Below are 20,287 nucleotides of genomic sequence, written 5' to 3' on the forward strand. Positions count from 1 at the left end.
ATCCATTAAAGAATTCTTGGCCTATACTTCATAAATCATTGGTTAGGCGCTAACGGATAATTAGGTAGTTTTTAATGAACGTTTTAAATAAGTTGTTGGCTCTTTTTGTACTGAGTCTGTCACTCAATTCGGTCACAGCAGTGGCTCAAGATTCGGAGTTAAATGACCCTTGGGAAGGCTTTAACCGTGGTGTCTTCAACTTTAATGAATCCCTAGATCGCGCCATTCTTAAGCCGGTTGCTCAAGGTTACCGTTTTATCATGCCAGATGTGGCCGAGCAGGGCGTCAGTAACTTCTTTGATAATCTGCGTGATGTGGTCACCTTCTTTAATAACGTTCTTCAGCTTAAACCCGTTGAAGCAACCCAGGATCTATCGCGCGTTCTCATCAACACCACCATCGGTATTGGTGGTCTGTTTGATGTGGCATCAGCCATGGATATTCCTAAAAACGATGAAGACTTTGGACAAACCTTAGGTGCATGGGGTGTTGAATCAGGCCCTTACCTTGTTCTGCCTCTGTTTGGACCTTCCACTGTTCGTGATGGGGTAGGTATTATTCCCGATATGTACCTAGACCCACTGAACCAGGTTGAGTCTGATGAGCTACGCTACGGCTTAAAAGCGCTGAAAGTGGTTGATAAGCGTGCGTCGTTGCTTGATCGTGAAGGGGTTGTTACGGGTGATCGTTACACGTTCATTCGAGATGCCTACCTGCAGAAGCGTGAATTCGAAGTCAATGATGGTCGTGTAGAGTACAACGCAGACGACTTCTAACAGCAGTTTACTTCACACCTTCGCAGGAGTAGTCTCGGTACTTAATATGTTGCTACTTGTTTGACGAAACCTGCGATGGATTCACAAGAGACTCGAATTTTAATCTACTCCTCGGATACCGAGACCATAGATGCTATTTTTGATCTTTGTGAATTGAGCCAGGTGGATGGTCTTAGATTGGCCACCTGCGCGACACTCGATGCCGTCGAAGATTATCTAGAACACCACTCTACCTCGCTTCTCTTTTTCGATTTCCACTCCTTTCCTGAAACTCAGCAACTCAGTGAATTAGCGCAACGAGTCAGTCCAAAACCGACCATCGCATTCATCTCTCAGCTTGAACAAAACACGCTCGTGCGAGCCCTTCGTAATGGGGCCGATGGTGTGTTCAGTCTTGATGAAGTGCGCAATGACCCGTTAAGTCTGGTGCGCTCATTAGATCGCCAACTAGACCGTGCCATCGCGATTGAATCGGCGCGCTACTTAAGAGATTCACTGAGCCAGAGTTTAGAAGAGCTAAAAGCCGATCAGGATGCGGCTGCGCAAATTCAGCAGCGACTGCTGCCGCCTACTCATCAATCGCTTGATGAATCGCTTAGCTGCGAATATCTGTTGCGACCCTCACTTCTGTTGAGCGGTGATTTTATCGATCTGATCCCCCTAAAAAACGATCAGTATCTCTTCTATTTGGCTGATGTGTCAGGACACGGAGCCTCGTCCGCACTGGTGACAGTACTACTGAAAAACATGACCAATCGCCTACAACGAGCCTACTTTAAAGGCGAAAGTGATCGGTTGGAGAATCCACAACAGCTGTTAGAGCACTTCAATAAAGAGATTCTACTGACCAGTTTTGGTAAGCACATGACGATGTTGATTGGTGTGGTTGATACCAAAGCCTCAAAACTGACCTATAGTATAGGTGGGCATCACCCCTCTATGGTGTTAGTGCAGGGCGATAAAGCGCACTACTTAGAAGGGCGGGGAATGCCAGTGGGGCTGTTTGAAGAGCCGCTCTATGAAGAGCACAGCTGCGAATTGGCTTCTGACTTCTCAATCTACCTCTTTTCGGACGGTATTTTAGAGATCATAAAGGGTGACAAACTCGAAGAGAAAGAGCAGAATCTGCTCCGGTTGTGTCAGGCTGAACAGCCCTCTCCAGAGACTTTGTTAAAACGGGTCGTAGATGAAGAGGCGGAGTTGCCTGATGATGTTGCAATAATGATGGTTTCACGTCGATGTTAACGACAGATGGCGGCTTGTTGTTCGCCTTTCAAGATGGCCACTATGTGGTCAAATTTATTGGGGATGTGCGTTTAACGCTCTGCTCAACGATAGATCAACACCTGCGCTCAATGCTCAGTCGAGATGATGTCACTCATACATTGATCGATCTGACCGAGACCACCAATATCGACAGCACCTCTCTTGGACTGATCGCAAAGCTGGCCGTTAAAAGCGCCAAATGTGATATGCCCCGTCCAACCATCGTTTCAACCAACCCAGATATCACCAAAATCCTATATGCCATGGGATTCGATCACATCTTCTTGCTTTTAGAAGAGCTACCCACCAGTAAGAAAGACCTGACCGAAGTGCCATTCGTTCAAGAGTCCGATGAAGCCGTGCGCGCTAAAATCATCGAAGCCCACCGCATTCTCATCGACCTAAACGACAAAAACCGAGACGAATTCAAAGGCCTAGTCGAAGTCCTAGAGTGCCAAAAATAACGCCTGCTCCACCGTAGGAGCGGTCTTACAAAGGCCGCGAATGCTCCAGATTTAAGTCCCATCGCCTCATCTACGATAAGGCTCCAACAGTTAAACCCGCTCCCCAGTTATAGCAGTCTTGCAAAGGCCGCGAAGCTCTCGATTTAAGTCCAAATCGCCTCATCTATGATAAGGCTCCAACAGTTCGATCCGATCCCTAGTTGGAGCGGTCTAGAATAGGCCGCGAAGTTCTCGGTTAAAGTTCCAATCGCCTCATCTACGATAAGGCTCCAACGTTTCCTCCCGTTCCCTAGTTGGAGCGGTCTAGAATAGGCCGCGATAAAAATAATCAAGCAAACCCAGAAATTTCATCTAAGCTAAACGTTTCATAGCAGTCAAGGATGAATGTATGAAACCGGGTACCAAAGCCCTTCGCAAAGGGCGAACCTCAATCCCTAATCAGATCTACCATCTAATCGCGACAACAAAAGACCGACGTCCAGTGTTTAACGATTTTCGGTTAGCCCGATCAGCGGTCTATGCTATCAATAGCCAACCAATATCCACGTTAGCCTACGTCGTGATGCCAGATCACATACATTGGTTACTACAGATGGGGCATGACGCTATTGATTTGGGAAAACTGATGCAATCAGTTAAAACATCCGTATCACGCAAGCATTATCTTCGTTTCAGCCACGGAAATATTTGGCAGCAAGGTTTCTATGATCATGCTATCCGCAGTGAAGAAATCATCGAAGATATTGCTAGATATATAATCTACAACCCTGTCAGAGCAGGGTTGGTGAAAACGGTTCGAGAATATAGTCACTGGGATGCTAAGTGGGTTTGAATATGAATCGCCTCGTTGGAGCACTTAGCCTTTCTCGTTGGAGCGGTCTTGCAAAGGCCGCGAAGCACTAGGTTTAAGTCCAATCGCCTCATCTGCGATAAGGCTCCAACAGCTCGAGCCGTTTTCTTGTTGGAGCGGTCTAGAATAGGCCGCGAAGTTTTCGGTTTAAGTGCAATTGCCTCATCTACGATAAGGCTCCAACAGTTAAACCAGCTTAGGAACGCGTTTTAGCTGATGTCTAAGGCGATGCTGTGCATGCTCGACAGAGATCGGGTAGAAGAAAACCTCGGTCCCAGGTGTGGCTTGGGCTAGAAGTGCTAGATCTGCTCGGCAGATCGAGCCGATCTTCATATATCCCCCGATCGTTTGGTGATCATTGAGCATAATGATGGGGTGGCCATCGGCGGGGATTTGAACGGCGCCTAGATTGATACCCTCAGATCGAATACCCCCTACAGGTGGCTTGATAGGGTTATCGGCTATCAATCGGCAACCCATTCGATCTGCCAGTGGAGAGACTTCAAAACGCGTTTTGAAAAAACGATCAAAAGCCTGCCAGTCATAAAGGTGGCTCTGTAACCCCTTCACTAAGCCCAATCGAATCGAGCGTTTAAACTGTGGAATCTGATCAACTGAGAGAGCCACCGAATCAGTGATGGTGGGTTTTGAAAGTGTGAGCTCATCACCAACCGATAATTCACTGCCCAAGCCCTCTCGGGTGCAGGTCGAGGCACTGCCAAAGAGTCTCTCTGTATCAAACCCACCCGATGCCGCTAAATAGAGGCGAGCACCCTCTGACGCGGGTTTGATTTCAAACCGATCACCTTTGTGCAGTTCAATGGTCTGATACTGGTCTACTGGAATGTCGTTAAGAAAGAGGGGTGCATTTGCGCCGGTGACGGCCAGACTGACCTCACAACCACTGGTAAACGCAAAACCACCCAGCGTGATCTCTAACAGAGGTTCAGATTCCGCATTACCCACCAAAGCATTGGCGCAGCGCATCGCCCACTTATCGGCCGCGCCTGATTCGGTTATCCCTAAATGAGCAAATCCGGTTCGTCCGTTATCTTGAATGGTAACCTGACCGAGTACCTTAGTGATCGTCCAGCTAGACACAGCTGCCCTCCGACAGAGACCAGTGTTCTGGGCACTGTTTGATCCGCTCAAATGTATCCTGATTGACGGAGACAAATCGAACCCGATCGGCAGGCTGAATCAGAGAGTAGGGTGCTTGAGTTGGATTAAACAGCTCAACCGGACATTGACCAATAATATTCCAGCCACCCGGTGACGCAGCAGGGTAGACAGCCGTCTGTTGATCGGCGATGGCAACAGACCCAGCAGGTACAGAGACTCTTGGCGTTTCCAGTCTTGGAGTTGCGATGCGTTGGTCTACTTCGCCTAGATAAGCAAAACCAGGAGCAAACCCTAGTGCAAAGGCTCGGTAGTCAGTACCGCTGTGGATCTTAATCACCTGATCAACTTCCAGGCGGGACTGTTGTGCCACACGCTCTAGATCCTGACCGACCTCTTCAGAGTACCAGACCGGTAGGTGGACTAATGTTGAGTTGATCGATTGACCGGCTTCTAAAGGCTCCTGTTGCAGAAGGATTAGAGCCTGTTTGAGCTCGGATTCACTAATTTTACAGACATCATAGCTCAGCAAAATAGAGCTATAGGATGGAACCAAATCGATAAGAATAGGCGCTAGTCGCTCTATAAGTAGTGAGTTGAGCTGCCCAACAGACTCATTTAATGAAACACTCAGCTCACCATCAAAGTAGATCATGATGGCGCACTCTGAGGCGGTCTCAAATCGCCACTGTGCCATTAGATTAGCGCTCGAATCTGTTGCACAACCTTAAGCGCCTCTGGATTATCACCATGCACGCAGATTGATTCGACAGGGAATATTAAAGGGTGGCTGTTTTCAGACAGGATAACCCCTTCCTCAACTAATCGAAGCACTTGATTAATTGCATCAGACGCCGCATGGACCGCATGGGCTTGGCCTCTGGAGACCAACTGACCTTGGTCAGTGTAAGCGCGATCGGCAAAGGCTTCAAAGATCAGTTCAACCTTTTTACGATCAGCCAAAGCCGAAAACTCAGTGTGTTTGTCGTTGGCTAATAGCATCAGTTTGAGTGGTTTTGAGCAGCGCTTGATAGCATCCAAAACAGTATCAAACAGCTCACTATCAGCCATCATATCGTTATAAAATGCACCGTGTGGCTTCACGTAGTGAATCGGGTATTGCTCCTCTTCAGCTATCTGACTGAGGGTATCGACCTGATGGGTGATCACCTCAATCAACTCTTCCCTAGGCAGAGTCATAGAGGTGCGACCAAAGTTTTCAGAGTCAGGGTAGGAGGGGTGTGCGCCTACTTCGACGCCGTACTCTTTTGCGAGTCGCAGGGTGTCGCGCATGGTCTTCAGATCGCCAGCATGCACGCCGCAAGCGATATTAGCCTGATCAAGCAGCGGCATAAGCTCAGCATCCATGCCAAGCAGTTTACCGTTAACGCGTTCGCCTAAATCTGCATTTAATTTCATGCACTCAGTTTAATCGCCCCCAACTTTTGAGTCTATCTACGACTACGTTGGAGCCTTATCGAAGATGAGGCGATAGAAAATCTAATAAAATAAATCGCGGCCTTTATAAGACCGCTCCAACAGGTGGTTTTAGTTTTATCGCAGATGCAGCGATTAGATCTAGAGTGATCCCAGCTTTAGCGAGCTTCCTCTAACTAATTGCAGAATCAAAAACTAATGTCTAGTATAAAGGTTCTATTAACAGGTCCAGCTAAAAGGTTTCTTAATGCGTTTCTCAGAAGATATCGTCCCGCTGAAGGATTTAAAGGTTAATCCAGGAAAAGTGGTCACACATACACAAACAGCCAAACGTCCTGTTCTGTTAACCAGTCGCGGTCGTGGTGTTGCTGTTATTCAAAGCTTAGCTGAGTTTGAAGAGCAGAGTGATCAGTTAGAGTTTGTTAAAGCCGTCGCTAAAGGTTTGTTGGAAGAAAAGCAGGAGAAAACTCTAACCCTCGATGAGCTTAAAGCGGATCTCGGGATCTAAATCGTGCAGATCAAATTCACTTACTCAGCTCGAACGGATCTAAAAGAGATATTGGAACACTTCAAATCTGAAGGTTTAGAGGTGAGAGGCGAAGAGATAGTGGGTGATCTTATTCACGCAATGGAGTTGGTGTTAGAAAACCCTAAAATGGGGCGAGTTGTTCCTGAGTTCCAAGTCGATACACTGAGGGAGCTCATCCGTCCTCCATATCGAGTCGTTTATCGAATCACAGAAAATTGGATTACAGTCGTCAGAGTTTGGCGCTCAGAGAGGTTGATGAAGCCAATTTCAGAGTAGCCTAAAATATCATCGCGGCCTTTGAAAGACCGCTCCAACCCTTAAGCTTTTGAAGCTAACAGCTTCTCTAACTTAACCTGATCGATCGCGAAGTTACGAATACCCTCTGACAGCTTTTCAGTCGCCATAGCGTCTTCGTTCATGCCCCAACGGAACGCTGATTCGGTTGGGCCCACTTTGGCATCCTGGCTGCTAGCATTCGCTGCAACGAGACGCTGTTCGATAGAACCTGTCGCAGCAGCTAGCTCTTCAAGTAGGCTTGGACCAATGGTGAGACGATCACAACCCGCTAAAGAGATGATCTCGCCGGTATTACGGAAGCTGGCGCCCATGACAACGGTGTCGTAGCCATTCGCTTTGTAGTAGTTGTAGATACGCGTCACTGACTGCACGCCAGGGTCATTATCACCAGTGAAATCAGCGTCAGGAGTCTGCTTTTTGTACCAGTCCAAAATACGACCGACAAAAGGTGAAATCAGGTAAGCACCAGCATCGGCACAAGCCTGTGCCTGAGCAAATCCGAATAACAGCGTCAGGTTACAACGGATGCCGTTCTTCTCGAGTTCACGAGCGGCTTGGATGCCTTCCCAAGTTGAAGCAATCTTAATTAGCACACGGTCTTTGCTAATGCCCTGCGCTTCATAAAGCTCAATCAGACGGTAGGCCTTTTTAAGTGTCGCTTGAGTATCGAAAGAGAAGCGTGCATCAACCTCGGTAGAGATGTAGCCCGGTACAATTTTAGTGATCTCACTACCAATCAAAACTGCGAGGTGGTCGGTCATGTTAGCCAGCTGCTCACTGTCACTTCCGCCCTGTACTTTAGCCCAGTTGATCGACTGTTCTAGCAGGTGAGCGTACTTAGGATCTTCACTCGCTTTTAGAAGCAGTGAGGGGTTGGTGGTCGCATCCTGTGGCGTGAACTGTCGAATAGCATCAATGTCACCAGTGTCGGCAACGACGGTGGTCATGGATTTAAGTTGGTCTAGTTGATTCATCTATCTCGTCCTTGTAGCTGATCGACTTAGAGTATCGTTACTCTGTTACAAATTTAAGAGCTTCGCGGAAGGTTTCAACACCCGCTTCGCGTTTATGTCCGTTTTCACTGAGATGGCGTCTAAACTGCTTACCACCGCGCTCGCCATGAAATAGTCCTAGCAAATGTTTCACCACACCATAGAGCGAATGGCCATTGGCCATGGCCCGTTCAATGTAAGGGATGAACTGCTCTGCCACTTCGGTTCTAGCAAGCGGTGTGCCAGTTTCACCAAAGAGTCTTGAGTCTACTTGGCTAAGAAGCGGGTAGGGGTTTTGGTAAGCTTCACGCCCAATCATCACACCATCTACATGCTGCAGGTGCTCTTCGCACTCATCCAGTGTTTTGATGCCACCGTTGATCACAACCTCTAACTCTGGAAACCGCTGTTTGATCTTATAGACATTGTCGTAGATAAGCGGTGGTACTTCGCGGTTCTGTTTAGGGCTTAAGCCATCCAGAATGGCTTTACGAGCGTGGATGGTGAAGCTGTTGATACCGCTTTCAGCAACCGTCTCAACAAACTGCTCTAGCAGCTCGTAGCTGTCGAGATCATCTATGCCTAAACGGTGTTTAACGGTCACTGGGATTGATACCGCTGCCTGCATCTCGCCCAAACACTCTTTAACTAATTGAGGGTGTGCCATTAAGCAGGCACCGATCATATTGTTCTGGACACGATCCGACGGGCAGCCCACATTAAGGTTCACCTCATCGTAACCCCACTCTTCGGCAAACTTTGTGCACTTAGCGAGATCCTCAGGATTACTACCTCCAAGCTGCAGAGCAAGCGGGTGTTCCTCGGCGTTATAGTCCAACCAGCGAGCAGGGTCGTTATGAATCAGTGCACCCGTCGTCACCATTTCGGTATACAGCAAAGTATGGCGAGACATCAGGCGATGAAAGAAACGACAATCACGCGTCGTCCAATCCATCATGGGAGCGACTGAAAATTTGCGGGAGAAGCTTGTTGTAGTCATTAAACACACCAAGGTCTGACCTTCGGTCTGACCCTACTCTCTAATTACACTGTATCTGTTGGAGCCTTATCGAAGATGAGGCGATCAGACTTGCAAGAATCGCGGCCTTTTCAAGACCGCTCCAACATCGGTTAACTCAAATCACCAAAACGCGCTGAAATATCGGCAAGCATTGGCAAATCACCACCATTTCGCTCACAGGTTACTGCCGCAGCATGGGCTGCAAATTTTATCAGTTTTGCCGCATCAAGGTTATCCAGATTATCAGGGCCACCTTGTTGGAATATTTCGTGAATTAATCCAGCCTGGAAGGTATCACCTGCCCCAACGGTATCTTTAACGGTAATCTTTGGTGCCGGTGAGTGGAAGTACTCTCCTTTGGCTCCAAAAGCATGCGCTCCGTCACCACCCTGAGTAACAAACACCCAGCGTGGGCCTAAAGCCAAACACGCTTTAGCGTAATCTTCGATGGAACTGCCAGGTGATAAGAACTCGATATCCTCATCGGACATCTTCATTACGTGAGCGATTTTGCCTAAACGATCAATCTTTGCCTGCCATACAGCGGGGTCTGGTTGAATGCTTGGGCGTACATTCGGGTCATAAGCAATTAACGCACCCGCGTTACGTGCCTCACTGGCAAACCACTCCAGTGTGCTTGCACCCGGTTCAACAACCGTGCTGTAGGAGCCTAACGAGATGGCTGTAAACAGAGAGGGATCTGGGCACTGCTCTTGAGTTAAAGAGACATCTGCACAACCATCGATGTAAAAAGAGTAGGCAGGGTGGCCATTTTCGTTGAGAGCGATCATCGCCAGTGACGTGTTGAGATCGCTACTGGCTAAGAACTTAGTCTCTACGCCGTTAGCAGCAAGGTGCCCCGCCAATTTTTGACCCAATGGATCGTTGGAGTTTGCGGTTAAATAACCGGTAGGGTTGCCCATGCGTGCTAGGCCGATAGCGACATTCAGGGGGGATCCACCCACCGTCGCATTTAATGTCACCTGACCAGTAGAGGCAGAATCGCCAGGGAAAACGTCATACAAGGCATCGCCGCAACACAAAAACATCAAAACTCCTTAAGTAGAGCGTTATAACGCTCTATAATGTCAAACTTTAGTTTTATAAGTGGATTTTAACCTCATGGAATGGTTGCTTGATAGTGCTGACGTAAAAGATTGGAAGAGAGTATCACCAACTGGCCTATTTTCGGCCGTTACGACCAATCCACTTCTTATTCAGAGAGCCGGTCTGCACTGCTCAATCGACACCTATAAAGCGCTGCTTGATCAAGCGATGGATCTAGGGTTTAACCACCTTCAGCTACAGGTGTTTGGTGATGATTGGGAAGCAATGGCGGAGAAGATTCTTTCGATCAGTGATAACACCCTCGTCAAAATCCCAGCCAATGAAAAAGGCTTCGCTCTGGCAACCCAATTAGCCGTGCCTGAGCGTACGACCATTACCGGTGTCTACTCAGTCCATTTAGGAGCTGCAGCAGAACGCCTAGGCGCTGCTTATGCTGCGCCTTATTATGCCCGATTGGCTGAGTCGAATCGTGATGTGGAAGTTATCTTAGCTGGCTTGCGCGCTGCCTGCCAGAATACAAAGATCCTAGTCGCAAGCCTGCGCTCGATCGATCAGTTCGAGCATTTGGTCACGCTCGGTCATCGTTGCTTTACGATTCCGGGTGCCTTGCTGAATGATCTATTGAGTGATGAGATGACGGAAGCAGCCATCGCGCAGTTTGAAGAGGCCGCGAAGAGCTGAAATGTCGGTTTAAGATCAGACAACAGTTCTTTATAATTCACGCCATTATTAATTTTCGGATCTATTAAGTTTATGACCGTTCGTACACGTGTTGCTCCATCTCCAACAGGCGATCCACACGTAGGTACTGCCTACATCGCACTGTTTAACCTTGCCTTTGCTCGCCAGCATGGCGGCCAATTTATTCTGCGAATCGAAGATACCGATCAGACTCGTTCAACGCCTGAGTCTGAGCAGGCAATCCTCGACTCTATGCGCTGGTTAGGTTTGGAATGGGATGAGGGTCCAGATGTGGGTGGTCCGCACGGTCCTTACCGTCAGTCTGAGCGAAAAGATGCCTACAAAGACTTTGCGATGCGTCTTGTTGAAGAGGGTAATGCCTTCATCTGTTACCGTACCGGAGAGGAGCTTGATCAGCTACGTGCATCTCTAAAAGAGCAGGGCATAAATCGTGCGCTTAAAGAGTGTGATTTGGCTCTTCCGACTGACGAAGTTGAGAAACGTCAGTCTGCGGGTGCGCCATTCGTTGTTCGTATGAAGGTGCCTCTTGAGGGTGTTTGTGAAGTCGATGATATGCTTCGCGGCACGATTGAGCTTGATTGGGCTCTTGTTGATGCGCAGATCCTTCTAAAATCTGATGGCATGCCAACCTATCACTTGGCAAACGTTGTTGATGATCACCTAATGGAGATCACCCACGTGATTCGTGGTGAGGAGTGGATTAACTCGGCGCCTAAGCACAAGTTGCTATACCAGTACTTTGGCTGGGATATGCCTCAGCTTTGCCACATGCCGTTGTTGCGTAACCCTGATAAGTCAAAGCTCTCCAAGCGCAAGAACCCAACTTCGATCCTGTTCTACAAACGCATGGGTTACCTACCAGAAGCGTTGTTGAACTACCTTGGCCGTATGGGTTGGTCGATGCCAGACGAGTCTGAGAAGTTCACTCGTGATCAGATGTTCGAAAACTTCGATATCCAGCGTGTATCACTCGGTGGTCCTGTTTTCGATCAGGAGAAGCTGAGCTGGTTGAACGGCCTATGGATTCGTGAAGAGTTGGATCCTGCTGCATTTGCCGCTGAGTTCCAGAAGTGGGCACTTAATCCAGAGTATCTGATGCAGATTATTCCACTGATCCAACCACGTGTTGAGAAGTTCACTGATGTGGCACCTTTAGCGAGTTTCTTCCTGTCGGGCATGATGCCAATCACCTTAGAGAGCTTTGCTCATAAGTCGCTTCAAGAGGAAGATGTTCGTCGTATTCTGCAATTTGCAGTATGGCATCTTGATCAGCAGCGCGAATGGGATCGTGACTCACTCTTTAATAGCCTAAAAGGCTTGAGTGATGCGATGGAGTTCAAGATCCGTGACTTCCTATTCCCGCTGTTTGTCGCGATTGCAGGTACGTCACAGTCTGTCTCTGTCGTAGATTCAATGTCGATTCTGGGTCCGGATATGAGCCGTGCTCGCTTGCGTCATGCGTTGGACATCGTCGGTGGCCCGTCCAAGAAGCAGACGAAGGCTTGGGAGAAAGAGTTTCGCTCGATCGTTTAATGAGAAAACCAGACAGGTTTAAATGCCTGTCTGGTGCTCAACTAAGATCTAAACCCCAACTGCTCAGAAATTCGCTCTCCCGTTGCCTTTAGGTCAGCGATCCACTCCTCTTTGCGTCGTTCGATAGGCGCTGAAACAGAAAGTCCTGCAGCCACCTTACCGTTGCGATCGTAAATCAGCACGCCAATACAGCCCACACCAATTTCGGCCTCTTCATCGTCCAGTGAATAGCCTCGTTCAACCGATTCGTGACAAACTCTTTTAAGGGCGTCTATGTCGCTAAGTGTGTTGCGAGTGTATGCAGGTAGGTTAGTTCGTTTTGCATAACCATCGATACTGGAGTCGCCTCCCAAGCCTAGCATCAGCTTTCCGACTGCTGTGACATGCAGTGGTGCACGGCTGCCGATCAGTTGGTTAACGTGCATCATACGATTAGGTGTCGCTTTCTCAAAATAGATAACGACATCGCCTTCGCGCAATGTCAGGTTCACCGTTTCGCCGGTACGATCACGCAGTGCTTCCATGTGGGGTAGGGCAACGGCTCTAATATCGACTTCTGAGTGCAAGCCGCTAGTCAGCTGGATCAGTTTTTGGCCAAGGCGATATTCACCATTACCACTGGCTTCAACGAATTTGTTGTCGCTAAGAGAGTGCAAAATACGGTGAACAGTCGATGGGTGAAGTCCCGTTTCGGCGCTAAGGATCTTTAATTTAACCGGTTTTGAGTAGCGAGCCAGTGCTTCTAAGATTTGAACAGCACGATCGATTACCTGTATTTTAGATCCGGAATTATCACTCATTTTGGGCTTCTCAATAATATTGTCATCTAGTTAGTGTATTTTTCATGATGCAGTAAGTTTTTCAAATAGTGAATATTTCATATTGTGAATTTATTTCAGAATGAAAATTATTATCTCTCTCGCACTCTTGAGAGATTAGCAGTTGCAAGGGCTGTTCGGTTTGATTAATATCCTGCTTGCTCTGATGGGGCCTTAGCTCAGCTGGGAGAGCGCTTCGCTGGCAGCGAAGAGGTCAGGAGTTCGATCCTCCTAGGCTCCACCAAATAAAAATGGCTACCGTAAGGTGGCCTTTTTTGTTTGAACTTCACTGAACTCGAACGTATGAATCTTTTATGATCTTTCTAAATCGTTCAGAGGTTGTAGACCAGTCTACAATGTCTACCGGCCAAACTAGGTCACACCGATCAAATGCGTCTTTGATCGAAGCAATTTTGCTCAAGCCAAGAGGGGTCTCAGTCATAATAGCTAAATCTAGATCTGAGTAGGGTCGAGATTTTCCAGTTACTCTGGAGCCAAATGCTATGACTGAAATGCCAGAGACTTCCGATTCAAGGATGCCTCTTACCGTTTCTAATTCGTGCTCACTGATCCGTAAATGATCTAGATTGAGTTCTGGCATTTGTTCGTTAATATCTTTTGCAGGTGAACAGCTTCATCAATAAATGCTGGAATTCCTTCCACTACTTGGATGGCAACGCTTTCGTCATAAGTATGGCTAGTTTTACCCCTCATCTCTCGATAAGTGCTCCAATCTGACCAGTTGCCTTTAATTAATTTCTTATCAGAAGCCGTGCGAATTAAACCCTGAAAACTGAGTTCATTAATACTGTCACTGTTGGCGGAACTCTCAACAAGGTACCGGCGAATCATCTTATGTGCGAGTTCGTACGTGAATTCAAAGCGTTGAATTAAACCGTCACGGACTTGATCGTCTGAGGTATCAAGCTGATAACGCTCCAATCCTTCTATTAGCTTCTTAAGAGCGTTGTTAAATGGTGTTAGATCTAATTCCATAATCATCACATTGTTTGAACTAAGTCTTATTTAAACACACTTTCCACTCAAATTGATGCCCAGACAACTTCAAATAGTTGCCCATAAAAAAGCCCCGGCAACTCAGTTACCAGGGCTCTTTCAAAGCAATTTCAGCTTATTGTGGGATAGAACCTTTTAGGCCTTCTACGTAGAAGTTCATGCTTGCAAGAGTACCATCATCCGCTGTTTCGCCTTCAGCCAACCAAGCAGAACCGTCTTGCTTGTTGATTGGGCCAGTGAATGCGTGGTATTCGCCAGAAGCTAGTGCATCACGTAGTGCGATTGCTTCAGCTTTCACGTCTGCAGGTACTGCAGACGAGATCTCGCCGATGCCAACCATGCCAGCGCCGATACCGTCCCAAGTGTTTACTGATTCCCAAGTACCGTCTAGAACTGCTTGAGTACGTGCGATGTAGTATGGTGCCCAGTTATCGATGATCGATGAAACGCGTGGCATTGGACCGTATTCAGCCATGTCAGATGCCTGACCGAAAGTGATTACGTTGCCCGCTTCCTGTGCAGCAGCCTGTGGTGCAGTTGAGTCAGTGTGCTGAAGGATAACGTCAGCGCCTTGCTCGATTAGAGCTTTAGCTGCATCTGCTTCTTTAGCTGGATCGATCCAAGTGTAAGCCCAAACAACGTTGAACTCGACATTTGGATTCGCTTTCTTAGCGTGGATGTAAGCCGAGTTAATGCCACGAATAACTTCTGGGATTGGGAATGAACCGATGTAACCAACTTTGTTGGTTTTAGTCATTTTACCCGCGATGTGACCCTGAACTGCACGGCCTTCATAGAAACGAGCAGAGTAGACAGATACGTTGTCTGCTTGCTTGTAGCCAGTCGCGTGCTCGAACTTCACTTTAGGGAACTTCTTAGCAACGTTGATGGTTGGATCCATGTAACCGAATGAGGTTGTGAAGATTAGATCAGCGCCTTGAAGAGCCATCTGAGTCATAACACGCTCAGAGTCAGCACCTTCTGGAACGCTCTCTTGGTAGATCGTTTCAACGCGATCACCGAAGTGCTTCTCAACCGCTAGGCGGCCTTGGTTGTGCTCGTAAGTCCAACCACCGTCACCCACTGGGCCAACGTAGACGAAACCAACTTTAACGTCGGCTGCGATTGCTGCAGAGCTAAGCGTGATCGCCGCAGCCGCAGTAGTAAGGATTGATTTAAGTTTCATAGGGTCTCCCTAGTGAGTTTTTTTAACCTCAGTTTGAGGCGTGGAACAGGCGGCCAAGGGAGGCGGGTGCCCCGTGATTCCCTTTTGCCGAAATAATGACCAGTACGAGAATTGTTATCAAAAACGGTGACATAGACAAGTACTCAACTGGAATTGCGACACCAGCTGCTTGCAGATTAAGCTGCAGCACGGTGATGCCACCAAATAGATAAGCGCCCAATAGTGCTCGCCAAGGCTTCCAGCTGGCGAATACAACAATTGCCAGTGCGATCCAACCCGCACCCGCTGTCATACCCTCGGTCCACTGTGGGACACGAACCAGACTGATGTATGCACCGCCCAAGCCAGCACAAGCACCACCGAACATGATCGCCATGAAACGGATGCGGATAACCTTATAGCCCAGGGCGTGAGCAGCATCGTGATTTTCACCTACTGCGCGAAGTACCAAACCGATGCGCGTGTACTTAAGAACAAACCAAACGGCTGCCACGATCAGAATAGAGATATAGACCATTGGATCGTGTGAGAACAGCATAGGCCCCAATACAGGGATGTCTGATAGAACGGGAATCTCGAAGGCTTGAAGGGTGGGTGACTTGATCCCTTCATAAGGTTTACCCAACAGCGCAGAGATACCTAAGCCGACTAAGGTTAACCCCAAGCCAGTCGCCACTTGGTTCGATTTAAAGAAGAGCACCAAGGTTGCGAAGATAGTCGATAGCAACGCACCGGCAATAGCCGCCGTTACAAACCCCAGTGCAGGACTAGTCGTATTAACGGCCGTTATAAAACCGACCACCGCACCGACAATCATCATGCCCTCAACACCAAGGTTAAGCACACCGGACTTCTCTACGACGGTCTCACCGATGGCAGCCAGCAAGATCGGAGTGGCTGATACCATTAAAGAGGCGATCAAAAGGACGGGGCTGATTCCTGAAAGATCCATTATTGAGCCGCTCCCAATCGAATTCGGTAGTTGGTAAACATATCCGTCGCCAGCAAGAATAGAAGCAACATACCTTGGAATAGCTGGATGGAGGCGCCGGGAAGTCCCAACATCAACTGTGCTAATTCACCGCCGATGTAAGTCAGTGCCATTAATAGACCAGCTAACAGAATACCCACTGGGTGAAGTCGTCCTAAGAAGGCAACGATGATGGCTGTAAAGCCGTATCCAGAGTTGAAGTCGATGGTGATTTGGCCTGCTGGGCCTGCCACTTCAAACATTCCTGCTAGACCCGCCAAGGCTCCAGAGAAACCAAGACAGAAGACAATTAGACGTGTCGTAGAGACACCGGCAAATTGGGCTGCTTTAGGTGCTTCACCCATTAGACGAACTTCAAATCCGCGAATGTGACGAGTCATCATGACGTAGGTAAAGATCACCGCAATAAATGCAGTGATGACGCCCCAGTGCATGCCGGAATTGGCAATCACTTCACCATTGAACGCACTTGGGTACTGTTGCAGGTTGCGTGAACCCGGGAATCCATATCCGTCAGGGTTCTTTAAAAGCCCTTGCGCTACGGAAGCTAGAATCGATTCAGCTACGTAGACCAGCATTAACGAGACGAGAATCTCATTCGTTTTAAACTTGGTTCTAAGAACTGCAGGGATCATAGCCCAGAGCCATCCGCCGAAAGCGCCAGCAATGATCATGGTGGGGAAAATAAACGGTGATTCAGCAGGGTAGACGGCCAGTGCAGCAGCGGCACCAAAGATAGCCCCCATAATGTACTGACCCTCAGCGCCAATATTCCAGATGCCCGCTTTAAATCCGACCGACAGACCAATAGCAATCAGAATCAGTGGGCCTGCTTTAACCAGTAGTTGTGGTCGTGAGTAGGAGGCGAAGTTCTCATCAAAGAGTGGATCCCAAAAGATGATGCGTATGGCTTCAAACGGATCTTTACCCAGGGCTGCAAACATAATGCCGCCGGCAATCATGGTAAGGATGACTGCGATAATTGGAGTCAGGATGGTGGTTGTTCGTGACGGCGCTAACCGTTTTTCAAAACGTATCACTGTGCACTCTCCTCAACAGAGGCAGTCGATCCGCCCATCATCAAACCTATTTGATCCATACCTAACCCTGCAGTGGGAACGATTTCAGAGAGTGAGCCCTCATTAAGCGCACAGAAGTGATCACTGATCTCTAACAGTTCATCCAAATCTTGGCTGATCACTACGACACCCGCACCATTATCAGCAAGGTCCAATAGTTTTTGCCGAATAGAAGCCGCTGCAGCCGCATCGACTCCCCAAGTAGGTTGGTTAATGACCAGCACTTCTGGCTTTTGCAAAACCTCACGGCCCACGACAAATTTTTGTAAGTTACCGCCTGATAAAGAGCCGGCTGGAGTGTGAGTGCCAGGGGTGCGCACGTCAAAGTCTTCAATAACCTCTTCGGCATAGTCATTGGCGCTAGACCAGTTCACAAAACCACTTTTCAAAAGCCCCATACGGCGAGCTGCAGTAATCACAGTATTCTCTTTCAGTGACATGGCAGGAGCGGCTGCATGGCCTAGTCGCTCTTCGGGTGCACTCAGAAGACCTAGCTGACGACGTTTGATAGGGCCTAGCTCACCGATGGGTTCGCCATTAAATTGAATGGCATTTGCGTTCGTTTTAAGTTCGCCAGAGAGTGCCGAAAGGAGTTCATCCTGACCATTACCAGCAACTCCGCCAATACCCAGTATCTCACCGGCTTTAAGGTCGATATTGATCGATTTAAGTGAAGTGCCAAATTGATCTTGTGAGGACGAAGAGAGGGCTTTAACAGAGAGTATGGTTTCACCAATATTTCGGCTGGATTTAACCGGGTTTGCAAAACTGGCACCCACCATCATCTCCGCCATCTCGCGAGCCGTGGTTTTTGACGGCACACAGGTTGCGACCTTCTCACCATGCCGAAGTACGGTCGCTTCATCACACAGAGCACGAATCTCTTCAAGCTTGTGTGAAATGTAAAGAATGGAGGTACCTTCCTCTTTAAGCTGGCGCAAAGTTTTGAATAGGATCTCGACCTCTTGGGGAGTCAGAACCGACGTGGGTTCATCCATAATCAAAAGCTCAGGGTTTTGTAACAAGCAGCGAATAATCTCAACGCGTTGACGTTCACCCGCCGACAGGGTCCCTACAATACGGTTTGGCTCAAGCGGTAATCCATAGGCATGTGAGACGAGCTCAATACTTTTGGATAGCTCACGTGGCTTGGGTGCGTCATCCATGCCCAGTGCAATGTTTTCAGCAACGGTTAATGCATCGAAAAGGGAGAAGTGCTGAAACACCATCGCAACACCTGATGAGCGAGCCGCGTTGGGCGACACTGGCGAGTAGTCGGAGTTGTTGAGTGTCATTTGGCCAGAGTCAGGTTTAACCAGGCCGTAGATCATCTTAACCAGTGTGCTTTTACCGGCACCGTTCTCACCTAAAAGGGCATGAACTTCGCCCTTGTTGATTTCGAAAGAGACATTGTTATTGGCGACAACACCCGGGTATGCCTTCGTCAGGCCATTAATCTTTAAGAGCGCATCTGCCATTGAATCGCTTTCTCTTGGTGGCTGAAAGAACAGTCGCTGTCTGACTGCCTGGTTAACAATTGAATAAGAATACCTAGGGAAGGAACAGATGTCATCACTCTGTCACTGAGTGATTCTATATTTAGGGGTTAGATAAAGTATTTGGTAACTGGGAAGGTTTTCTTAGTAATTTTAGGCATAAAAAAACACGACGCGTGGTCGTGTTTTCTCTAGATGCTCTCTTTGTACCTAATGAATGGTACCGATGGTCGGACTTAGAGACTGCCCAAGTACACCACCTTTCCTTGCAAAACATATACTTACATACCTTAGGTTCACCCTCAAGAGACCTTTTTGTGTCTACGGTTTTGTCTACGGATAAGTCCCTTTACCCGTAGGACGCTCTAACTCTCTTTCTGAGCTAAATTCACCGAAAATCTTTAAGACACTCATCAATTGAATCGGATAATGAGTAACCCCCCTTCACCCTGGGCTTTATAGATTTGTACCAATCATCAACAGGGCTGCTTTTCTGACTTAAAGGCATGCCACGATACATTAGCAATGGATTTACTTGCACTAGGCTCAATTGCTTAGGAAGCCGTGTTTTAACGTTGCGCAAGAAATTGAATCTGGTCAACTCAAGCTTAGCTTTTCTATAGGCGTCTCCAACGTATGCCGTCAGGTCACTAATGTTTACCAAACAGTAATTTCTTCCTAATACATTATCTTGTAGATAAGTAAGGTATTTGCGCGCAGCTTTGCTAAGGTTCTCAGTCAAAGCATAGGACATGCGATCGACAGTTAACTCCATATGTTGATAGGTTTTAAAATAGAGCCTGACATGGTCTTCCTGAGAAAGAGACCATATTGGATGGGACTGTCTAAAGTTGACTACTTCGTCCTTTAAATTGCATGGTCTAACATCTAGAACCAAACCAGTATTAATTGAGTAGGTTACTAGTTGTTCATTTGCTTCATTATCTAGACAAACTTGTGATGCGATATCTGGCTCTCCTTCCTGCTTGAGACATTCAACGATCTTACGCTGCATAGAATGGTTATATCTTCCCCAAGATCGTTCTTCATATGGAAATGTTGGTTCTGCAACTTCAAAAACGGAAGCATCTAGTCTACAAGTCAATTTTTTATCCCCTTTAGTATCTAATTGAAAGAAACTAGAAAGTCAGGTTTCATGCGGGTTGCAATGATTTAAGTGTTCCATATAGAGAACACTTACGAGCTAACTTTCTATCGTTAGGGGAACTTAAGAATCTGAATTTCAATCTACTTGCTAATTAGTGCTTGCGATTTTTGATAGGGTGAAGGGGGGTTACTCATTATCCGATTCAATTGATGAGTGTCTTAAAGATTTTCGGTGAATTTAGCTCAGAAAGAGAGTTAGAGCGTCCTACGGGTAAAGGGACTTATCCGTAGACAAAACCGTAGACACAAAAAGGTCTCTTGAGGGTGAACCTAAGGTATGTAAGTATATGTTTTGCAAGGAAAGGTGGTGTACTTGGGCAGTCTCTAAGTCCGACCATCGGTACCATTTATTTGGTATAGATTACAGAGAGACACTTTAGAAACCTTGAGATCCCTTAAGGTATCCCATTGTTTTCCTTGCGAATCCTCATGATCCGCGTCCAAGGAGTAGACAATGGGTCCCCAAAGGTAGCTAGTGT

Annotated in this window: 22 protein-coding genes and 1 tRNA gene; 9 read left to right on the forward strand and 14 right to left on the reverse strand. The window is 47.6% G+C overall.

What is annotated here, in order from left to right:
* Nucleotides 1–74 precede the first annotated feature (74 nt).
* From XMM312_RS01840 to XMM312_RS01855, 4 genes are all read left to right on the forward strand, one after another.
* Nucleotides 75–776, forward strand: coding sequence for a VacJ family lipoprotein (locus XMM312_RS01840; RefSeq protein WP_173480601.1), 702 nt, complete (start codon nucleotides 75–77; stop codon nucleotides 774–776).
* A gap of 75 nt (nucleotides 777–851) precedes the next feature.
* Nucleotides 852–2,021, forward strand: coding sequence for a PP2C family protein-serine/threonine phosphatase (locus XMM312_RS01845; protein ID WP_173484658.1), 1,170 nt, complete (start codon nucleotides 852–854; stop codon nucleotides 2,019–2,021).
* On the forward strand, nucleotides 2,015–2,506 hold the full coding sequence (locus XMM312_RS01850; protein WP_173480603.1) for an STAS domain-containing protein: 492 nt from the start codon (nucleotides 2,015–2,017) through the stop codon (nucleotides 2,504–2,506). Before XMM312_RS01845 ends, XMM312_RS01850 begins: the two co-directional genes overlap by 7 nt.
* Before the next feature lie 388 nt (nucleotides 2,507–2,894).
* Complete coding sequence (locus tag XMM312_RS01855) at nucleotides 2,895–3,338, forward strand: transposase (RefSeq protein ID WP_173480604.1); 444 nt, start codon at nucleotides 2,895–2,897, stop codon at nucleotides 3,336–3,338.
* Nucleotides 3,339–3,542: 204 nt separating this feature from the next.
* On the opposite strand, the gene XMM312_RS01860 is transcribed toward XMM312_RS01855, so the two are convergent.
* Genes XMM312_RS01860 through XMM312_RS01870 form a run of 3 tightly spaced genes read right to left on the reverse strand, consistent with a single transcriptional unit; the run spans nucleotide 3,543 to nucleotide 5,894 of the window.
* Nucleotides 3,543–4,457 (reverse strand): biotin-dependent carboxyltransferase family protein, encoded by a 915-nt coding sequence (locus XMM312_RS01860; protein ID WP_173488607.1) that lies wholly within the window; start codon nucleotides 4,455–4,457, stop codon nucleotides 3,543–3,545.
* Nucleotides 4,450–5,172 (reverse strand): 5-oxoprolinase subunit PxpB, encoded by a 723-nt coding sequence (gene pxpB / locus XMM312_RS01865; RefSeq protein ID WP_173488608.1) that lies wholly within the window; start codon nucleotides 5,170–5,172, stop codon nucleotides 4,450–4,452. The genes XMM312_RS01860 and pxpB overlap by 8 nt, the downstream gene beginning before the upstream one ends.
* Nucleotides 5,172–5,894: a 5-oxoprolinase subunit PxpA gene (locus XMM312_RS01870; RefSeq protein ID WP_173488609.1), complete on the reverse strand. Its 723-nt coding sequence runs from the start codon at nucleotides 5,892–5,894 to the stop codon at nucleotides 5,172–5,174. Before XMM312_RS01870 ends, pxpB begins: the two co-directional genes overlap by 1 nt.
* Before the next feature lie 265 nt (nucleotides 5,895–6,159).
* Here XMM312_RS01870 and XMM312_RS01875 point away from each other — a divergent pair, with 265 nt between their 5' ends.
* Both XMM312_RS01875 and XMM312_RS01880 read left to right on the forward strand, forming a co-directional pair.
* Complete coding sequence (locus tag XMM312_RS01875; protein ID WP_173480608.1) at nucleotides 6,160–6,420, forward strand: type II toxin-antitoxin system Phd/YefM family antitoxin; 261 nt, start codon at nucleotides 6,160–6,162, stop codon at nucleotides 6,418–6,420.
* Nucleotides 6,421–6,423: 3 nt separating this feature from the next.
* Nucleotides 6,424–6,717 carry a type II toxin-antitoxin system RelE/ParE family toxin gene (locus tag XMM312_RS01880; RefSeq protein ID WP_173488610.1) on the forward strand — a complete coding sequence of 98 codons (294 nt, stop codon included), beginning with the start codon at nucleotides 6,424–6,426 and terminating at the stop codon, nucleotides 6,715–6,717.
* A 41-nt stretch (nucleotides 6,718–6,758) separates the two neighbouring features.
* On the opposite strand, the gene tal is transcribed toward XMM312_RS01880, so the two are convergent.
* The 3 genes from tal to XMM312_RS01895 all read right to left on the reverse strand — a co-directional run bounded on the left by tal (nucleotide 6,759) and on the right by XMM312_RS01895 (nucleotide 9,800).
* Nucleotides 6,759–7,712: a transaldolase gene (tal, locus tag XMM312_RS01885; RefSeq protein ID WP_173480610.1), complete on the reverse strand. Its 954-nt coding sequence runs from the start codon at nucleotides 7,710–7,712 to the stop codon at nucleotides 6,759–6,761.
* A gap of 37 nt (nucleotides 7,713–7,749) precedes the next feature.
* Nucleotides 7,750–8,730: a tRNA dihydrouridine(20/20a) synthase DusA gene (gene dusA / locus XMM312_RS01890; RefSeq protein WP_173480611.1), complete on the reverse strand. Its 981-nt coding sequence runs from the start codon at nucleotides 8,728–8,730 to the stop codon at nucleotides 7,750–7,752.
* 131 nt (nucleotides 8,731–8,861) lie between these two features.
* Entirely contained in the window at nucleotides 8,862–9,800 is a 939-nt protein-coding gene (locus tag XMM312_RS01895) for a carbohydrate kinase (RefSeq protein ID WP_173488611.1), read from the reverse strand.
* A gap of 73 nt (nucleotides 9,801–9,873) precedes the next feature.
* On the opposite strand from XMM312_RS01895, the gene XMM312_RS01900 reads away from it, so the two are divergent.
* Nucleotides 9,874–10,500, forward strand: coding sequence for a transaldolase family protein (locus tag XMM312_RS01900; protein WP_173488612.1), 627 nt, complete (start codon nucleotides 9,874–9,876; stop codon nucleotides 10,498–10,500).
* A gap of 72 nt (nucleotides 10,501–10,572) precedes the next feature.
* The gene (gene gltX, locus XMM312_RS01905) at nucleotides 10,573–12,054 is read left to right on the forward strand and encodes a glutamate--tRNA ligase (RefSeq protein ID WP_173488613.1); all 1,482 of its coding nucleotides are present in this window, start codon (nucleotides 10,573–10,575) and stop codon (nucleotides 12,052–12,054) included.
* Nucleotides 12,055–12,095: 41 nt separating this feature from the next.
* Here the strand turns inward: gltX and XMM312_RS01910 are convergent, their stop codons facing one another.
* Complete coding sequence (locus XMM312_RS01910; RefSeq protein WP_173480615.1) at nucleotides 12,096–12,854, reverse strand: IclR family transcriptional regulator; 759 nt, start codon at nucleotides 12,852–12,854, stop codon at nucleotides 12,096–12,098.
* Nucleotides 12,855–13,040: 186 nt separating this feature from the next.
* On the opposite strand from XMM312_RS01910, the gene XMM312_RS01915 reads away from it, so the two are divergent.
* Nucleotides 13,041–13,116 (forward strand) — tRNA-Ala (locus XMM312_RS01915).
* Nucleotides 13,117–13,158: 42 nt separating this feature from the next.
* On the opposite strand, the gene XMM312_RS01920 is transcribed toward XMM312_RS01915, so the two are convergent.
* From XMM312_RS01920 to XMM312_RS01950, 7 genes are all read right to left on the reverse strand, one after another.
* Nucleotides 13,159–13,473, reverse strand: coding sequence for a nucleotidyltransferase family protein (locus XMM312_RS01920; protein WP_173488614.1), 315 nt, complete (start codon nucleotides 13,471–13,473; stop codon nucleotides 13,159–13,161).
* Nucleotides 13,455–13,868, reverse strand: coding sequence for a nucleotidyltransferase substrate binding protein (locus tag XMM312_RS01925; RefSeq protein ID WP_217361984.1), 414 nt, complete (start codon nucleotides 13,866–13,868; stop codon nucleotides 13,455–13,457). The genes XMM312_RS01920 and XMM312_RS01925 overlap by 19 nt, the downstream gene beginning before the upstream one ends.
* A gap of 136 nt (nucleotides 13,869–14,004) precedes the next feature.
* Nucleotides 14,005–15,075, reverse strand: a complete 1,071-nt coding sequence (locus tag XMM312_RS01930) for a BMP family ABC transporter substrate-binding protein (RefSeq protein ID WP_173488615.1) — start codon at nucleotides 15,073–15,075, stop codon at nucleotides 14,005–14,007.
* Nucleotides 15,076–15,103: 28 nt separating this feature from the next.
* Nucleotides 15,104–16,027 carry an ABC transporter permease gene (locus tag XMM312_RS01935; protein ID WP_173483627.1) on the reverse strand — a complete coding sequence of 308 codons (924 nt, stop codon included), beginning with the start codon at nucleotides 16,025–16,027 and terminating at the stop codon, nucleotides 15,104–15,106.
* Nucleotides 16,027–17,106, reverse strand: a complete 1,080-nt coding sequence (locus tag XMM312_RS01940) for an ABC transporter permease (RefSeq protein WP_173480619.1) — start codon at nucleotides 17,104–17,106, stop codon at nucleotides 16,027–16,029. The genes XMM312_RS01935 and XMM312_RS01940 overlap by 1 nt, the downstream gene beginning before the upstream one ends.
* Nucleotides 17,103–18,623 carry an ABC transporter ATP-binding protein gene (locus XMM312_RS01945; protein WP_173488616.1) on the reverse strand — a complete coding sequence of 507 codons (1,521 nt, stop codon included), beginning with the start codon at nucleotides 18,621–18,623 and terminating at the stop codon, nucleotides 17,103–17,105. The genes XMM312_RS01940 and XMM312_RS01945 overlap by 4 nt, the downstream gene beginning before the upstream one ends.
* 406 nt (nucleotides 18,624–19,029) lie before the next feature.
* A complete protein-coding gene (locus tag XMM312_RS01950; RefSeq protein WP_173483624.1) occupies nucleotides 19,030–19,656 on the reverse strand; it encodes a hypothetical protein in 627 nt (208 codons plus the stop codon).
* Nucleotides 19,657–20,287 lie beyond the last annotated feature (631 nt).

It is taken from the genome of Marinobacterium sp. xm-m-312 (assembly GCF_013283295.1).
Taxonomy (GTDB): domain Bacteria; phylum Pseudomonadota; class Gammaproteobacteria; order Pseudomonadales; family Balneatricaceae; genus Marinobacterium_E.

Excerpts from the sequence above, each read along its gene's own strand:
- XMM312_RS01840 (WP_173480601.1), top strand. The coding sequence starts at position 75 with ATGAACGTTTTAAATAAGTTGTTGGCTCTTTTTGTACTGAGTCTGTCA.
- XMM312_RS01845 (WP_173484658.1), top strand. The coding sequence starts at position 852 with ATGGATTCACAAGAGACTCGAATTTTAATCTACTCCTCGGATACCGAG.
- XMM312_RS01945 (WP_173488616.1), bottom strand. The coding sequence starts at position 18,623 with ATGGCAGATGCGCTCTTAAAGATTAATGGCCTGACGAAGGCATACCCG.
- XMM312_RS01930 (WP_173488615.1), bottom strand. The coding sequence starts at position 15,075 with ATGAAACTTAAATCAATCCTTACTACTGCGGCTGCGGCGATCACGCTT.
- XMM312_RS01910 (WP_173480615.1), bottom strand. The coding sequence starts at position 12,854 with ATGAGTGATAATTCCGGATCTAAAATACAGGTAATCGATCGTGCTGTT.
- tal (WP_173480610.1), bottom strand. The coding sequence starts at position 7,712 with ATGAATCAACTAGACCAACTTAAATCCATGACCACCGTCGTTGCCGAC.
- XMM312_RS01850 (WP_173480603.1), top strand. The coding sequence starts at position 2,015 with ATGTTAACGACAGATGGCGGCTTGTTGTTCGCCTTTCAAGATGGCCAC.
- XMM312_RS01875 (WP_173480608.1), top strand. The coding sequence starts at position 6,160 with ATGCGTTTCTCAGAAGATATCGTCCCGCTGAAGGATTTAAAGGTTAAT.
- XMM312_RS01920 (WP_173488614.1), bottom strand. The coding sequence starts at position 13,473 with ATGCCAGAACTCAATCTAGATCATTTACGGATCAGTGAGCACGAATTA.
- XMM312_RS01855 (WP_173480604.1), top strand. The coding sequence starts at position 2,895 with ATGAAACCGGGTACCAAAGCCCTTCGCAAAGGGCGAACCTCAATCCCT.
- pxpB (WP_173488608.1), bottom strand. The coding sequence starts at position 5,172 with ATGGCACAGTGGCGATTTGAGACCGCCTCAGAGTGCGCCATCATGATC.
- XMM312_RS01935 (WP_173483627.1), bottom strand. The coding sequence starts at position 16,027 with ATGGATCTTTCAGGAATCAGCCCCGTCCTTTTGATCGCCTCTTTAATG.
- dusA (WP_173480611.1), bottom strand. The coding sequence starts at position 8,730 with ATGACTACAACAAGCTTCTCCCGCAAATTTTCAGTCGCTCCCATGATG.
- XMM312_RS01895 (WP_173488611.1), bottom strand. The coding sequence starts at position 9,800 with ATGTTTTTGTGTTGCGGCGATGCCTTGTATGACGTTTTCCCTGGCGAT.
- gltX (WP_173488613.1), top strand. The coding sequence starts at position 10,573 with ATGACCGTTCGTACACGTGTTGCTCCATCTCCAACAGGCGATCCACAC.
- XMM312_RS01950 (WP_173483624.1), bottom strand. The coding sequence starts at position 19,656 with ATGCAGCGTAAGATCGTTGAATGTCTCAAGCAGGAAGGAGAGCCAGAT.
- XMM312_RS01900 (WP_173488612.1), top strand. The coding sequence starts at position 9,874 with ATGGAATGGTTGCTTGATAGTGCTGACGTAAAAGATTGGAAGAGAGTA.
- XMM312_RS01925 (WP_217361984.1), bottom strand. The coding sequence starts at position 13,868 with ATGGAATTAGATCTAACACCATTTAACAACGCTCTTAAGAAGCTAATA.
- XMM312_RS01870 (WP_173488609.1), bottom strand. The coding sequence starts at position 5,894 with ATGAAATTAAATGCAGATTTAGGCGAACGCGTTAACGGTAAACTGCTT.